Here is a 15,328-nt window from a genome sequence, read left to right on the forward strand (position 1 = left end):
CATTACATCTCTGTGATAGGTCAGTACAAAAAGTTAGCTAATTACAAATAACTCAAGAAATAAAGCACACTTTCCCCGTGCTTAATGTCCCGATTCCGCATCAAAATCAAAAAAGCAAACGTTAAACTTGCTATCATCCACTCAAAATTATTTGAGTGCTCTTAACATCTATTGATGGCATAACTGAACGTTCTAGCTAGAACAGACATTCGATAATTCACTCAAATACTATAAACACCTCACATTCTATAAATTATTAAGTTGGAGCAAGTCGTTGAACTGGAGAAGATTAACCCAGGTAAAAAATGTGCCGCCATCTCAGGCGTCTTTAGCACTTGGAGTAATTGGACTAGGACAAGCATGGGCTTTATATGTCCCAGGCATTGGTGAAATCATTCGCCCTTACCTAGCTTCATTTGGCGCACTATTATTGCTGCCCGTTTTATTTCGTTACCTAACGAGTTTAAACACTTTCTTAAATGATATACGCCATCCCTTAAGTGGTAGTTTGATGGCACCAATGAGCATGGCGCTTCTTATCCTGTGTGATTATTTAGCCGAGATCTCTGCAGTCATTGCTTACCCCGTCTGGTTCTGCGCGTTGTTGTTGCACTTTACAATGATGGTATTGTTCTTTAGTTTCCAGATCATCAATTTCAAAATGTCGAACATTGTACCAAGTTGGTTTCTGTATCCGGTGGGCTTGATAAGCAGTTCGTTAGCGGGCACACAATTTGGACACACCGTCTTTTCAGAAACACTTGCAGCCACTTGTATTGGCATCTATTTTCTTATGCTGCCAGTGGTATTGTACCGCTTAGTATTCGAAGGAAATCTACCCCGGCGAGCAAGGCCAACACTGGCCATTATGGCGGCTCCGGTGAACCTGTCTTTAGCCGCTTACTTGGTAAATTTCGACAATCCAGACCCGATTCTTACTGGCGCGTTGGCAGGCATTGCTATCACGATGACTTTACTCATTTACTTATGCTACATCCGATTAATGCGCCTAAAGTTCCAGCCTTCGATTGCTGCCGTCACCTTCCCTTCCGTTATCAGCGCGATAGCTATGCACCGCCTAACTACGTTTTTCGGCGCTGAATATCCACAATGGTATTGGCTGCATAAATTCGGTTTCTTTGAACTGACCATCGCAACCATCTTAGTGATTTGGGTTGCAGGTGGTTACGTGAAAATGTACTGGCCAGAGTTTTTTGATGCTGAATATATGTCTAAGAAGATCAAGCGCCTTTAAAGCTAAACCAAGTAAAATACGGAGCGCGTATCACCACGGATACTCGCACCGTAAGCACATGAGAAACTTATATGCTGGCTATTGGCTAGTTGGTGTTAGATGTTATGCTCCAACCAATAACGTCAATAACCTGTTTACCTTATTAATCGATCAATGCACCCTCTTCGTCAAAGAATGGGTAAGGTCCATCGCTATCATCAATGTAACTGATATGAGAAACGACTGTCCGACCTTTTACCGTTAGCAATTGAATCGCTTTTGGTTCCAACGAAAATGACGAACATGCGTTCGGATCTAAATCGAGTGTCACTGAATGACTGTGAGATGGCCCAACCCAAACTGGAATTGAATTCCAAACGGCAGTAATCGGTCGATGTAGATGACCTGCGCAGATACCAGTCACATTGCCATATCTTTTAAGGACATCATATAATTCATCACTGTTTTGCAAATTCTGGACATCCATGTGATTAAGGCCAACTTCCATAGGGGGATGATGGATAAATAACATCGATGGCTTAGTTGAATTTTTAGTCAAAACAGAATCAAGCCACTCCAGTGTTTCTGTTGTTAAATAACCATATGGCTTGCCAATTACAGATGAGTCCAGTCCTACTAATATCAATTCATCTTTCTCGGCCACAAAATTGCAATATTGCGGATGATCAAAGGATACAAGATTCGATAACCCATCACGTAAATTATGCCTATCATCATGATTTCCAGGAATAACATGCAATGGCATTTCAAACTCTGCGAGAGCCTTATTAATCAATTGATACTCTTCAAGCACTCCGAAATCACCCAAGTCTCCCGTCACCACAACACAATCAGGTCTCGGGCGTAAGTCGTTGATATGGTTTACGGCATCATATAAACATTTCAACGTATCAACTTTCTTATAGGCCGGCTTGCCCCCCTGCTTGATGTGCAGGTCTGTCAGTTGTGCAATTAACATAGTATTACTTCTTTAAAAGAATTAGCCGCTCAGGGGCGAACGAGATAATGACAACTTGACCAATTTGATAATCAACTCGAGCAAAACAATCAACCATCAGAGTTCTGTTTTTCTGTAAGCCCGACAACGTTACGCGCGTGCGGTCGCCAAGAAATACAGTACTAATAACCGTTGCAGTTAGTGCGCTGTTTTCATCAGTTACTTGCGTTAGTAAAATATCTTCAGGCCTTAACATTACACTGATTTCTTTATTAGTAGAGACCTGTGAGAGCACTTGATCAGACAAAGTAATCTGTTTGCCTGTATCCAACATCAGTTGTCCATCACCCACACTCCCTTCGAGTCGGTTCATTTGACCAATAAAATCGGCAACAAAGTTGTTAACTGGCTTCAAATAGATATCTTTTGCTGAACCAATTTGCGCAATTTCTCCATGGTCTAAAACCGCAATGCGATCCCCCATAGCCATTGCCTCTTCTTGATCATGAGTGACATATACCGCTGTAATGCCGAGTTTTTTTAAGAGATTTCGGATATCACCACGTAACCTTTGTTTCAGCAGAGCATCTAATGCAGATAACGGTTCATCAAGTAAAAGAACATCTGGTTCAGTGATAATTGCTCTTGCTAAAGCGACGCGCTGACGCTGGCCTCCTGAAAGCTGATGGACATTTCGACTTGCATACTTTTCTAAGTCGAACATGTTAAGCATTTCTTTTAGTTTTCTGGTTATCTCAGACGGAGCGACTCCACGAACCTTAAGTCCATAAGCAATGTTTTCGCTAACATTCATATTCGGGAATAGAGCATAAGACTGAAACACCATCCCAACTTTACGTTGTTCGATTGGTAAACACGTAACATCATGATCACCAAACACAATCGTGCCGCCATTTTCATCCGCAAACTCTAGGCCTGCAATCATACGCAATGTAGTTGTCTTTCCGCATCCTGATGGGCCCAGCAAAACTAAGATTTCGCCCGCCTCAATTTTGAGATTTGTCGGCTTTAACGCCAAGGTTCCATCTGGGAATGTCTTCGTAATATTATTTAGCGAAATTTCCACGCCATTTTTTTTCTCTAACATATTAATTTTTATCTTAATTATTTATCACTGGTTTCTTGTTCAATGCTTGAGCCAAGACCAATAGAGGGAGAATTAAACAAAGGAAAATAAGTGTGTACGCTGAACTTATCTCAAGTCGCATAGAAGCATATGAATCAGCAAGTCCAACAGGCAGCGTTTTCGTCAATGGTGTGTGTAGCATCCACGTCAGGTTAAACCCGCCAATAGACAAAGTGAGTGTCATCAACATACCAGCGACAATACCAGCCTTGCAGTTGGGTACAATCACATCAAAAAATCGCTGCCAAAAAGTCGCTCCAAGACTTGCCGCTCCTTCCTCAAGAACACGGAAGTTAATACTCTGCAAAATTGATAGAACAGACTTAACCATGAAAGGCAGTGTGAAAATCACATGACCAACGAGAATAAACATCCAACTTGATCGGAAGTCAGTAAACCCTCCATACGCTAGAATCAAACCTAACGAAATAGCCATTCCCGGAATTGCAATGGGGAGTGTAAGTAGCTCGTCAAAAATAGAAGCCCATCGACTTTTACTTTTCGCAAGTACGTAAGCACACGGTACACCTATGACAACATTGATTAACGTGGTTGCAATGGCTATTTGTAGGGTTAACCAAATCGTATCTGAATACAGTGCCCATACTTGTTCAACCCAACGAAAGGTAAACCCACTTTTAACACCAACAAAATAGTTATTTGTGAGACCAGCAACTACCGACATAAACACTGGCACAATTAAGAATGCACATACCGTCAATGTGAAAAACAGCTGCATGTAAAAGTATTTATCTTTTTTCATTATTATCCCCCCATCGCTGCAGATGCGTTGCCATGACGCTTAGCAAACGCCAAACAAAACCAAGTCACTAGGCCGAGAATCAAACTCAGTGCAGCTGCCATTGCGAAATTGGCATTGAGCGTAAATTCGGTATATATCGTCATAGGAAGAACGTTGATATTAGTCGCCAACGTAAACGCGGTACCAAATGCACCCATAGATGTAGCAAAACAAATCGAACCCGAAGAGATTAGGCCAGGGGTTAGCGCCGGAAGCGTCACGTCTTTAAAGATCTGCCAACGATTTGCACCTAGGGATCGACCGGCTTCAAGTAGATTGTGATCGAGCTTTTCCGCCGTTCCCATTACGGTCAATACAACCCGTGGAATAGAAAAATATAAATAACCCAAAAACAGCCCTGCCATCGTATAAGCAAACATCCAACGTTCACCCGTCAGCATCAAGCCAAGCTGAGCGAAAAGCCCCTGCCGCCCTGAAAGCATGATGACAAAAAAACCAATAACAACACCAGGGAAAGCCAATGGGAAGCTCAGCATTGCAACCAAGACCTGCTTACCTTTAAAGTCATAGCGAGTTAAAAACAATCCTGAGATGGTCGCTATCGCTAAACTAACCAGAGTTACTAAAACAGACAGTCCAACTGTCGAAATCAAACTTTTTAAATAGATAGGTCTAGTTAAAATATGCCAGTAACTTATAGCACCGCCATCTATTAGCGAAACCTTGATTAACTGCACGACTGGCAATAGAAAAAATGCACAGCTAACGGTGATGGCTGGCAAAATCAGAAATAAGGAAATATGATCATTTTTCATAGAGATATTGGCGGGTGTAACCCCGCCATCCAACATTTTAATAGGCTATTAGTTCACTTCTCGAATATACATATCCGCAAATGTAGATTGATTTTCAGACATTTTTGCGAAATCAACAGAGCCTACTCGTTCGTACTCAGAAGCTGGGAGGAACTTACTTTGCGCCTCTTCGCTCATCACACCATCAATTACTGGGCGTAAGTAGGCTTCTGCCCATAATCGTTGACCTTTATCTGACAAGACAAAGTCTAAAATCTTCTGAGCATTCTCTGAATTCGGAGCATTCTTCACTTTACTCATTACATAAGGAACAGCAATTGAGCCTTCCTTAGGAATAACAAAGGCAGCATTAGTAAAGTCATTGTATTTGGCACGATACGCATTGAAGTCATAATCGATTAAGATTGGAATCTCTCCAGAAATCACACGAGCGTAAGAGGTTTGTCTAGGAACTATTGGGCGGTTATTCGCCAACTTCTTGAAATACTCGATTGCAGGGGCAAAATTATCAATACTCCCTCCCATGGCTTCATTCACTGCGACCGCACTCGCGTAGCCAACAAAGGCACTCGTTGGGTCTAAGTATCCCACCATCCCACGATATTCAGGTTTTAAAAGGTCTTCCCAACTTGTCGGTACGTCAGCACCATCAAGTGCGTCTACGTTTACAAAAAATCCAATAGTACCGGAATGAATGGCAAACCAATGTCCTTGTGGGTCTTTCATGCCTTCGGGTATCTGGTCCCAATTCTTTGGTTTATAAGCGCTTACAACACCTTGCTCTGTCGCATTAATACCGAAAGAAACACCGTAATAAACCACGTCAGCAACTGGGCTATTCTTTTCCGCAACCAGTTGGGATAAGGACTGACCTGAGTTCTTGTTGTCCATAGGAACTCGTATTCCTAGCTCTTTATTGATCAACTGAAGTTGCCCACCCCAGTTCGCCCATTCTGGTGGACAGTTGTAACAAATAGCATTGGATGCCTGAGCCTGAAAAGCGACGCCAGCAAAGCCAATGAGTAAGCTAGTTAGTTTTCTCATTTTTGATGACTTTCCAGCTTGTAATAAATGATGTTGTGCCATTGCGTTCTCCAACAAATCGTCCGTTAACTAAATTGGGTGGTTACCGGAACCGCACCAAGCGATCCCTTCATTTGTAGTTCATATTTCAGCGAAAATTCACGCTGGGCGATTGAGCCTACTTTCGCATTAAACAAAATATCGACAGCCATTTTCCCCATATCGAAATGTGGGATAGCAACCGTCGCCAAGCTAGGACAAACCAACTGCCCAAGCCCCATACCATCGAAGCCCACGACCGAAACATCTTGCGGGATTCGTCTACCTATACTCCTAAGTGCGTTCATTGTTTTAAGCGCCAGTAAATCATTGCTGCAGAACCACGCTGTAGGGGCAAAATCCCCATTGAATAGCGTCATCTCAGAATCAGTGAATGGGATAAGCTTGTTTTGGTCTACTTCAAGAAGCTGGCTCAATTCGACACCGCTCTCACGTAGGCCTTGCTTAAACCCCTCATATCGTTTTTTCGCACGGTCGGATGAAGCAAAGTGACCAGTAATCATCCCTATCTCTGTATGCCCATATTCAAAAACTTTCTTTGCGACGTCCTTACCTGCTTGATAGTTATCAACGTAAACGCAAGGCTCATTTTCAGTAGATTGGTTGTGCAACAAACAGTAAGGAAACTTAAAGCTCCGCAGTAATTCGAGAGCCGCATTATCCGAAGCGTTAGCTATCGTCAAGATCACTCCTTCAACCCTTTGACGAATAAAATCAACCGCAGCTTGTTGCTCTTGTTCATTGTCATACTGGGTGTCTAAAACTAAAGTTGAGTAACCAAAATGTCTCGCCCGTTCCTGAATACCCGCAACAACTTCTGAAAAGACAGGGTTAAGGAGACTCGGAATCAGTACACCAATCGTCGGATTTTTGTTGAGCTCAAGCGCCTGTGACTTTCTCTCAATTCGATATCCTGTCGTCTCAATCACTCGCTTAATCTTGTTAGCTGTCGTCAAAGCCACTGATTGTGGTCGATTAACAAATCGAGATACCGTTGCTGGAGAAACTCCCGCAAGATCTGCCACATCCTTGATGTTCAATCTCTTTCCTTAACCTGTGCCGTAAGTTGACGAACGAAAGACTAGATGAAGGGTATGACAGTTTTATTAATGAAATCAGCAAAATTAACACTTTTAGCAAACGTTAATTACACGTTCAGAACATATAGAACCACGTTATCAAATGAAATAAATTCGTTTCATACGATAATGCAAGTTTTCTAGTTATCCCTGAGAGAGAAATATATTTATGTGAGAGGTTATAACAGGGTCGGAAATAGGCGTTCGATTAACGACCGCTTTTTTAACGGGGGGATTTAAGCTAAGTGGACGGCGTAATTTAGCGATACAGAAAATGTAAAATAAGAAAAGTACATACATGTAAAAAAGGCCTCACAATGTGAGGCCTTTGAATAGGCAAGGTGTTAATAGTTCAGGCGAGTGTTAGTAGATCAGGCGAGAACGATTAGAAGTTAGCGTGAGGGCCAAAAACTTCGTAGTGGACGCGAGAGCGGTCTACTTTAAGTGCATCTAACTGTTCTACGATATTCTTCATGAAGCCAACAGGGCCACAGATGTAGAAATCGCTCTCTTCAAAGCCTTTAGTGTCAGAGATAGATGCTAGATCCATTTGACCTTGATGTGTGTTTTCACATGCAAACTCGTCTTTGTTCATGTACCACGTTTTCGCTTCCCAACCTTTGTCGGCAACAATGTCTTTTACGCGAGTAGTGAACGAGTGCTGATCTACATTCTCACAAGCGTGAAGGTAGAGTACTGGCTCGTTTTTCTCTTTAGTGTTTAAGAACTCAAGCATGGACTGCATTGGCGTAACACCAACACCTGCAGAGATAAGCGTTACCGGTTTGCTGCGTTCTTGATAAATGAAGTCACCAGCTGGCGCGTAAAGGCTAACTTCATCACCAACAGCAACCGTGTCGTGTAGGTGGTTGGACACCACACCTTGCGTTTCTTGACCTTGGCCTTCACGCTTCACAGAGATACGGTAGTATTTTCCGTTTGGCTTATCAGACAGTGAGTATTGACGAATCTCGCTGTATTGAGAACCTTCAGGTTTCACTTCGATACCGATGTATTGACCTGGTGTGTAGTCTAAAACTTCACCGCCATCTTTTGGCTGAAGGATAAAGCTTGTTACAAGTGCTGATTCTTCAATCTTATCTGCAATCACAAACGCACGTGCTGCTTCCCAGCCACCTACAGCTTGCTTACGCTGCAAGTAAAGTTCAGCTTCACGATCGATGAATACTTGCGCTAAGAATAGGTAAGCGGCTGTCCATGCTTCTTCAACTTCTGGAGTAAATGCGTCAGCAGCTAATTCACGTAATGTTTCAATCAGGTGTAAACCAACAATTTGGTAATGCTCTGGTTGAATGTTAAAACTGGTGTGCTTCTGAGCAATGCGTTCAACCGCTGTTGTAAGCGCTGCTAGGTTTTCAATGTTCTTTGCATAAGCCGCGATAGCTTCAAACAGTGCTACGCCTTGGCGACCTGTTCTTTGGTGAGTCATATTGAAGATATCTTTCAACTCAGGGTTATGCGTGAACATACGCTGATAAAAATGCTGAGTTAAAGCAGGGCCTGCACTCTCAAGTAGAGGAATAGTAGATTTGATGATTTCGATATGTGCATTGTTAAGCATGAATTTACTCCGAACACTGAGCCTTATGACCTATATGTCATTTTGACTACTGAAAATTTAAGAATGACTTATCGATTTTCTGAAACGTTAGTTATTTTTAGAAACCGAGTTATTTTGACTCACTTTTGTTTCAAAAAATCGAGGAACCTGATTAATGCAGCCTGATTGATTGAGATCAAGAATAGTCTTTTCAATCAGCGTTATAATACGTATTCCACGACTGTCATTGCACAATCAGTGCCAAGTTTATCAATCCCCGTCATTACTGGTTTCATTCTCAAAATTCATCTTATAAAAATGTCAAAAAGACCTTTTTTTTAAGTCTATAAGACTCTATTATGTAGATAAACACACACAGTTAGAGTTTTTTATGCAAGATATCTCCGCATCTACCCTCATGGAAATGACCATTGGCCTCGCGAGTGGTGTGAACGATCAAGATCGTTTTAATCGCCTTATCGATGCCATTCGTAAAACCATAACGTGTGATTGTGTCGCGCTTTTAAGCCTTCAAGGCGACACTTTAGTCCCTATTGCAATGCAAGGGCTTAGTCGAGATACATTCGGTCGTCGCTTTATCATTTCAGAACACCCGCGTTTTGAAGAAATCTGCGCGTCTCGCTCTCCTGTTCGTTTCGATGCCGACAGTTCCCTACCCGATCCTTTCGATGGTCTGCTGATAGACCATGATGGCGATCTGCCAATGCACGCTTGCATGGGCCTACCTTTGCTATTTGGCGACAAGTTATTAGGGGTTCTAACTCTAGACAGCCTAAAACCTGATGTCTTCGCTAACATCCCTGCTCGCAACCTCGAAGTACTGGCTGCTATTGCGGCGTCATCCATGCAAATGGCACTAACCTTCTCGCAACTTGAACATCAAGCGAAACAGTCAAAACAGTTACTGGAAGAGTTGAATGTCGAGTCATGGGAACGTGATGGCGGCGAGTTAATTGGTAACAGTGACACCATGGTCGCGCTTAAGAACGACATCGCAGTTGTTGCACCGTCTGAGTTTAATATCTTGATTCACGGTGACACGGGGGTTGGTAAAGAACTAGTAGCTCGTACGCTACACCACCAATCACAGCGTAAACGCAACCCGCTGGTCTACGTAAACTGTGCTGCTATTCCTGAAAATTTGGTTGAGAGTGAATTGTTTGGTCACGTTCGTGGTGCGTTCACTGGTGCAGACAAAAACCGCTTAGGTAAATTTGCTTTAGCCGATGGTGGCACACTGTTCCTTGATGAGATTGGCGAATTGCCTTTAGCCGCGCAAAGTAAACTACTGCGTGCTCTACAAAACAACGAAATCCAACCGGTTGGCCAAGACAACATTCAGACCATTGATGTACGAGTATTGGCAGCAACTAACCGAGATCTAAAGCTAGAAGTTGAAGACGGTCGATTCAGAGCTGATTTGTACCACCGCCTGAGTGTGTACCCTATCGCGGTGCCTGCACTGAAAGAGCGTGGTGACGACATCAGCTTGCTAGCGGGTTTTTTCCTAGAACAAGCGCGTCGTAAGCTTGGTATCAACCAAGTTAAGTTCCGTTCTGATGTTCTGGTATTCCTAAACCGTTATGGTTGGCCGGGTAACGTGCGTGAACTTGAGCACGTGATCAGTCGTTCAGCATTGAAAGCGTTAGCACGTAGTACCAATAAAAACTTGGTGACAATCACCAAAGAGGATTGTGGTCCTCTCGACCAAGATCAACCTATTGCGACTACACAAACGAAGAACACACCGTTATCAACGCCAACGATCGATCTTTCTGCAGGGCTACGTGGTGCAACGGATGATTTTCAACGCAGCATCATTACCGAGGTGTTGGAAGATGCCAACTTTAACTGGGCACAAGCAGGACGAGTTCTGAAAACAGACCGAGCAAATCTGACTCGGCTTTCTAAGCGTTTAGGGTTAAATGTGGCTAAGTCTCACACGATCGAACGGACAAAATAGATATTAGCGGTTTGTTGCGAGCATCTGACAAAACTTGTGTATATAATGCTGCAAATTGTAACGCTAATTTTAAATATGTAGAGAGAGTTATGAAGTTTATCCGTTGGTTTTTAGGTCGTGTCATCTTGCTATTGAATTTTGTTTTCAGCCCTCGTGGTGTGAAACGTTCTCAAGAAGAGCAAAGCAAAGTGAATGAGCAAGCAAAAACGCACACGTTATACCAGTTCGAAGCGTGCCCATTTTGCGTAAAAGTGCGCCGCGCGATGAAACGTCAATCGGTTCAGTTTGAACTTCGCGATGCAAAAAACAATGAACAACACCGTGCAGAGCTAGAAGCTGGCGGCGGTCGAGTGAAAGTACCTTGCCTACGTATTGAGAAAGACGGCAAAACTGAGTGGATGTACGAGTCTTCAGACATCGTCTCTTACTTAGAAAAACAATTCGCATAAGCTCACAAGCATAGCGAAAGTCAGATACAAAAAAATCCCTCGAATGTGAAGGATTTTTTATTTCTGTTATTTAAGCCTAGTCGAGACAAATCAAACCAATTGAGTAGCGGCAGCTCAAAAGGTTACTTTGCCACAATCAGCATTAACTCGACACGGCGGTTACACGCTTTGCCTTGTGCTGAAGCATTAGTACATGCTGGTACATACTCGCCAAAACCACGGGTATAGATTGAGCGGCTTGAAACGTAGTGACTTTCCAATCGAGCTTTCACTTCTTTTGCGCGCTGCTCTGACAGAGGATCATTGATTCGATCTGTGCCCGTGTTATCGGTGTGCCCTTCAATCACAACATCGATATCTTGGCGTTGAGAAAGGTAGCTACCTAATGTGTCTAACCATTGGTTGTAAGCAGGTTCAGGAAATGCTGAGCCTGTTTTAAAGTTCACATGCTGTTCAAGCTTTACCATCACATGGTTACCCGGCAGAACTTCAAAATCGATACGGTTTTGTCTAAGGAAAACTTCTAGCGGATCATTGGTTGATACGCCGCGACCATAGTTGGTTGTGATAGTGGTTTGTTGACGAGCGTTGTTTTGGATCGCATAACCACGATTACTCGCTAAAGATGTCGTTTGAACCACACCCCATTCAGGATGCATCAAGTCGTAATCAGTTTGTGGCGCGGTTTCTAGCAGATCGCCACCTAACATACCCGTTGGTAACGTCGTTTCACACCCTGCCAAAGCTATGCTTAACATTATCGCTAAATATCTCATTACTTCACCAACCATTCATGCAGATAAACCATTCACTAATGTCTATATCGGCACCAAGAAAAAAACTTTAGACAAAAACTTTAGACGAAAAAAACACATCCAAAAAAAGTGCTTTTGATCACAGTTAACCGTCAACTAGCCTGTCATCACCCGCTAGTTCGAACTGTTTGCATTTATTTACCTTATAATTGTTTTCCAATTCTTACTAAATAGTTAGAATCTCACGACTTCTCAACGCTAGAGCAAACATTATGTTTAAACCACTTACTAAATTCATTACAGCACTCGCTGCCGTGCTTGTTATCGCGGGCTGTAGTGAAACAGATGAGCCACAACAAGGTGTTCAATACGAAGCACTTCCAGCGGCTCTGACTGAATTTAACTTATCTCCGATCACTGAAATCTTCTCTCTTAATTGTGGTCATTGCCGTCAAATGGAAAGTGCAATTCCAGAGATTGAATCACTGACAGACCAAAAGATTGGCAAAGTTCATGTGACTTTCAACGAAAGTGCTCAAATCAGCGCGATGATCTACTACACAGCGGTAATGCAGCTTGACGCAACGCCTGACCACGCTTTCATGGATGAGCTATTCGGTGCGGTTCAAATGGGTGCAGATGCGACTCCTGAACAACGCCAACAAGCTTTAGAAACAGCATTTACTTCTCGTGGTTTGGTTAGTCCATACCAGCTGAATAAAGAGCAACAGGTTGCGCTTTTTGAATACGTTAAGAAAGCAGAAGAAGTCTCAGTAAAAGGTCAAATCAACTCAGTACCAACGTTTATCATCAACGGCAAATATCAAGTACTGACTGCCGGTCACCAAGATGTTACTGGGATCGCAAAAACGATTAACTTCCTTTTGACTCAACCATAGTCACAGCGGTAGTCAATTAATTAACACCCTCTGCATTAACTACGAAACTCAGCATTAACTATAAATAGGTTTTACTATGTCTAAATTTATCATCCCGGTCATTGTCTTTATTTTGGCTGGCTTCATGATCTACCGCACTTGGATGAACCATAAATCTGGCGAAGAAAATATCAAGCAAGGTCAACAGTTCCTCATCGAAAACGGCGCCAAAGACGGTGTGGTTACAACTGAAAGCGGTCTTCAATATCTTGTACTTGAAGAAGGCACTGGTACTGAGCATCCAACTAAGAACAGTAAAGTAACGGTTCATTACCACGGAACACTTATAGATGGCACTGTCTTCGACAGTTCTGTTGAGCGTGGCGAGCCTATTTCATTTGCTCTTAAGCAAGTAATCAAAGGTTGGCAAGAAGGTTTGACTTACATGGTTGAAGGTCAAAAAGTTCGTCTATTTATCCCGAGTAAATTAGCTTACGGGAAAGGCGGCTCAGGTCCTATCCCACCTTCATCGACTTTAATTTTTGATGTTGAGCTAATTGCCATTAAATAACCGAATAGTAATCAAGCAACAATCTCATTGATTTAAGCCCCAACATGCTAGATATGTCGGGGCTTTTTTGTATTTATCCGCTTACCGTTTAGTGCACGCTTGAATCGACAAGTTAAAATCTTCAAGAGCACGCTACCTTAGACGTTATGAAGATTTCACAATGCAGAAAAAACCAACCACTAGACGACTGGTCTAATTTAAATTATAGTAACGTCCATGAACGAAAAAACGAACGATACTCGCCTGCATATTTTGAATGTGGGATATCAATTAATAGTGAACAACGGCTTTAATGGCGTTGGTTTATCGCAATTGCTCAAAGAAGCGGATGTTCCGAAAGGTTCGTTTTACCACTACTTTAAATCGAAAGAGCAGTTTGGCGAAGCATTGATTCAACACTATTTTGAAAATTACATAACTAAAATTGAATCGATCTTAGTGCATGGCGAAGGTAATCATTTTCAACGAATCATCAGTTACTTTTCGCTGTGGACAAAAATTGAAAATGGTACCTGCAACGCTCATAAGTGCTTAGTGGTTAAACTCAGTGCAGAAGTGTCTGATCTTTCTGATCCTATGCGCCAAGCTCTACATAAAGGAGCTGGAAAAGTCACCCATACGATTGAGAATTGCGTTGTTGGTGGTGTTGAAGACGGCTCTATTAAAGTTAATAACAGCCAAGATGCCGCTCAAAACCTTTACTCGATGTGGTTGGGTGCAAGTTTGCTAAGCAAGTTAAGTCAAAGCTCACATAGCTTAGAATCGGCACTGAGACTGACCAAGCAAGTTTTACAAGGTAACGACTAAATACTGAGACCTAAATGCAGGTCACTAGGTGTGTTATCACACAAAAATACACAGTATTAATCGCTATTGATAAAAAATTACCCGCCCTCTTATCAATTTGGTGATGGCGGGATTTTTAGACGACAAGACTAGACGACTGGTCTAATTCTAAATGAACATAATCAAAATTAAGGACATCCAATGACTCAACAAGACAATCGCCGCATCGTATTGGCTTCTCGCCCAGTTGGCGCACCTACTCAAGAAAACTTTCGTTTAGAGACAGTAGCCGCACCAGCAATTAAAGATGGCGAAATGTTACTTCGCTCAGTGTACCTTTCTCTAGACCCATACATGCGTGGCCGAATGAGCGACGCTAAATCTTACGCTGATCCAGTTGCAATTGACGACGTGATGGTCGGTGCAACCGTGTGTCAGGTTGAAGAGTCGAATAACAGCGATTTTGAAATCGGCGAATGGGTATTGGCTTATACCGGTTGGCAAGATCTCGGGGTTTCTAACGGTGAAGGCCTAATCAAACTAGGTAAAGAGCCAACGCACCCTTCTTACGCGCTTGGCATCATGGGCATGCCTGGTTTTACGGCTTACATGGGTTTATTAGATATTGGCCAACCGAAGAAAGGCGATACGCTGGTTGTAGCTGCAGCAACGGGTCCAGTAGGCGCAACCGTTGGACAAATCGGTAAGCTAAAAGGCTGTCGTGTTGTCGGTGTTGCTGGTGGTCAAGAGAAGTGTCAGTACGCTAAAGAGGTTCTTGGCTTTGATGAATGTATCGACCACAAAGCCGACGACTTCGCTGATCAGTTGGCTAAAGCGTGTGACAACGGGATCGATGTATATTTTGAAAACGTAGGCGGCAAAGTTTTCGATGCAGTAATGCCATTACTTAACACCGGTGCTCGTATTCCTGTTTGTGGTCTTATTTCTCAATACAACGCGACTTCGCTTCCTGAAGGCCCAGATCGCATGTCTAGTCTTGTTGGTACCCTACTGGTTAAGCGTATTAAGATGCAAGGCTTCATTATCTTTGATGACTACGCGCATCGTTACAACGAGTTCGCCGTACAAATGACAGAATGGTTGTCACAAGGAAAAATGCAGTACCGTGAACACCTAATTGAAGGCTTAGACGAAGCACCACAAGCTTTCATGGGCTTATTAGAAGGTCAGAACTTCGGCAAGCTTGTTATCAAAACGAACGAACCTAAATAACTCAATCAGCTGAAGCAGCAAAATAGGCAGAA

15 protein-coding genes are annotated in these 15,328 nt (G+C 42.8%); 7 read left to right on the plus strand and 8 right to left on the minus strand.

Annotated features, from left to right (window positions below; genetic code table 11):
* Positions 1-274: 274 nt before the first annotated feature.
* Positions 275-1,255 (plus strand): TDT family transporter, encoded by a 981-nt coding sequence (locus tag OCW38_RS18870; protein WP_022571033.1) that lies wholly within the window; start codon positions 275-277, stop codon positions 1,253-1,255.
* Positions 1,256-1,397: 142 nt separating this feature from the next.
* On the opposite strand, the gene OCW38_RS18875 is transcribed toward OCW38_RS18870, so the two are convergent.
* From OCW38_RS18875 to hmpA, 7 genes are all read right to left on the minus strand, one after another.
* Complete coding sequence (locus tag OCW38_RS18875) at positions 1,398-2,213, minus strand: phosphodiesterase (protein ID WP_065612466.1); 816 nt, start codon at positions 2,211-2,213, stop codon at positions 1,398-1,400.
* A gap of 4 nt (positions 2,214-2,217) precedes the next feature.
* The gene (locus OCW38_RS18880; protein ID WP_065099676.1) at positions 2,218-3,300 is read right to left on the minus strand and encodes an ABC transporter ATP-binding protein; all 1,083 of its coding nucleotides are present in this window, start codon (positions 3,298-3,300) and stop codon (positions 2,218-2,220) included.
* Positions 3,301-3,313: 13 nt separating this feature from the next.
* Positions 3,314-4,102 (minus strand): ABC transporter permease, encoded by a 789-nt coding sequence (locus OCW38_RS18885; protein WP_261895729.1) that lies wholly within the window; start codon positions 4,100-4,102, stop codon positions 3,314-3,316.
* A 2-nt stretch (positions 4,103-4,104) separates the two neighbouring features.
* The gene (locus tag OCW38_RS18890; RefSeq protein ID WP_016789081.1) at positions 4,105-4,917 is read right to left on the minus strand and encodes an ABC transporter permease; all 813 of its coding nucleotides are present in this window, start codon (positions 4,915-4,917) and stop codon (positions 4,105-4,107) included.
* A gap of 48 nt (positions 4,918-4,965) precedes the next feature.
* Positions 4,966-6,003, minus strand: a complete 1,038-nt coding sequence (locus tag OCW38_RS18895; RefSeq protein WP_010430183.1) for an ABC transporter substrate-binding protein — start codon at positions 6,001-6,003, stop codon at positions 4,966-4,968.
* Between the two features lie 23 nt (positions 6,004-6,026).
* On the minus strand, positions 6,027-7,040 hold the full coding sequence (locus OCW38_RS18900) for a LacI family DNA-binding transcriptional regulator (RefSeq protein ID WP_010430185.1): 1,014 nt from the start codon (positions 7,038-7,040) through the stop codon (positions 6,027-6,029).
* Positions 7,041-7,464: 424 nt separating this feature from the next.
* Positions 7,465-8,661 (minus strand): NO-inducible flavohemoprotein, encoded by a 1,197-nt coding sequence (gene hmpA, locus OCW38_RS18905; RefSeq protein WP_065099678.1) that lies wholly within the window; start codon positions 8,659-8,661, stop codon positions 7,465-7,467.
* Between the two features lie 370 nt (positions 8,662-9,031).
* Here hmpA and norR point away from each other — a divergent pair, with 370 nt between their 5' ends.
* Positions 9,032-10,624: a nitric oxide reductase transcriptional regulator NorR gene (gene norR / locus OCW38_RS18910; protein WP_016796583.1), complete on the plus strand. Its 1,593-nt coding sequence runs from the start codon at positions 9,032-9,034 to the stop codon at positions 10,622-10,624.
* An 89-nt stretch (positions 10,625-10,713) separates the two neighbouring features.
* Positions 10,714-11,073, plus strand: a complete 360-nt coding sequence (locus OCW38_RS18915; protein WP_010430193.1) for a glutaredoxin family protein — start codon at positions 10,714-10,716, stop codon at positions 11,071-11,073.
* A 122-nt stretch (positions 11,074-11,195) separates the two neighbouring features.
* Here the strand turns inward: OCW38_RS18915 and OCW38_RS18920 are convergent, their stop codons facing one another.
* A complete protein-coding gene (locus OCW38_RS18920) occupies positions 11,196-11,831 on the minus strand; it encodes an OmpA family protein (RefSeq protein WP_016768131.1) in 636 nt (211 codons plus the stop codon).
* Between the two features lie 269 nt (positions 11,832-12,100).
* On the opposite strand from OCW38_RS18920, the gene OCW38_RS18925 reads away from it, so the two are divergent.
* From OCW38_RS18925 to OCW38_RS18940, 4 genes are all read left to right on the plus strand, one after another.
* Entirely contained in the window at positions 12,101-12,727 is a 627-nt protein-coding gene (locus OCW38_RS18925; protein WP_010430200.1) for a thioredoxin domain-containing protein, read from the plus strand.
* A 76-nt stretch (positions 12,728-12,803) separates the two neighbouring features.
* Positions 12,804-13,277, plus strand: a complete 474-nt coding sequence (locus OCW38_RS18930; protein ID WP_016768133.1) for an FKBP-type peptidyl-prolyl cis-trans isomerase — start codon at positions 12,804-12,806, stop codon at positions 13,275-13,277.
* Positions 13,278-13,493: 216 nt separating this feature from the next.
* Positions 13,494-14,084, plus strand: coding sequence for a TetR/AcrR family transcriptional regulator (locus tag OCW38_RS18935; RefSeq protein WP_010430206.1), 591 nt, complete (start codon positions 13,494-13,496; stop codon positions 14,082-14,084).
* A 180-nt stretch (positions 14,085-14,264) separates the two neighbouring features.
* Positions 14,265-15,296: an NADP-dependent oxidoreductase gene (locus OCW38_RS18940; RefSeq protein WP_010430208.1), complete on the plus strand. Its 1,032-nt coding sequence runs from the start codon at positions 14,265-14,267 to the stop codon at positions 15,294-15,296.
* Positions 15,297-15,328 lie beyond the last annotated feature (32 nt).

It is taken from the genome of Vibrio cyclitrophicus (assembly GCF_024347435.1).
Lineage (GTDB): Bacteria > Pseudomonadota > Gammaproteobacteria > Enterobacterales > Vibrionaceae > Vibrio > Vibrio cyclitrophicus.

Coding starts and splice junctions, on each gene's coding strand:
- OCW38_RS18895 (WP_010430183.1), bottom strand. CDS start 6,003: ATGGCACAACATCATTTATTACAAGCTGGAAAGTCATCAAAAATGAGA.
- OCW38_RS18930 (WP_016768133.1), top strand. CDS start 12,804: ATGTCTAAATTTATCATCCCGGTCATTGTCTTTATTTTGGCTGGCTTC.
- OCW38_RS18875 (WP_065612466.1), bottom strand. CDS start 2,213: ATGTTAATTGCACAACTGACAGACCTGCACATCAAGCAGGGGGGCAAG.
- OCW38_RS18935 (WP_010430206.1), top strand. CDS start 13,494: ATGAACGAAAAAACGAACGATACTCGCCTGCATATTTTGAATGTGGGA.
- OCW38_RS18940 (WP_010430208.1), top strand. CDS start 14,265: ATGACTCAACAAGACAATCGCCGCATCGTATTGGCTTCTCGCCCAGTT.
- OCW38_RS18925 (WP_010430200.1), top strand. CDS start 12,101: ATGTTTAAACCACTTACTAAATTCATTACAGCACTCGCTGCCGTGCTT.
- OCW38_RS18885 (WP_261895729.1), bottom strand. CDS start 4,102: ATGAAAAAAGATAAATACTTTTACATGCAGCTGTTTTTCACATTGACG.
- OCW38_RS18890 (WP_016789081.1), bottom strand. CDS start 4,917: ATGAAAAATGATCATATTTCCTTATTTCTGATTTTGCCAGCCATCACC.
- OCW38_RS18915 (WP_010430193.1), top strand. CDS start 10,714: ATGAAGTTTATCCGTTGGTTTTTAGGTCGTGTCATCTTGCTATTGAAT.
- OCW38_RS18920 (WP_016768131.1), bottom strand. CDS start 11,831: ATGTTAAGCATAGCTTTGGCAGGGTGTGAAACGACGTTACCAACGGGT.
- hmpA (WP_065099678.1), bottom strand. CDS start 8,661: ATGCTTAACAATGCACATATCGAAATCATCAAATCTACTATTCCTCTA.
- OCW38_RS18880 (WP_065099676.1), bottom strand. CDS start 3,300: ATGTTAGAGAAAAAAAATGGCGTGGAAATTTCGCTAAATAATATTACG.
- norR (WP_016796583.1), top strand. CDS start 9,032: ATGCAAGATATCTCCGCATCTACCCTCATGGAAATGACCATTGGCCTC.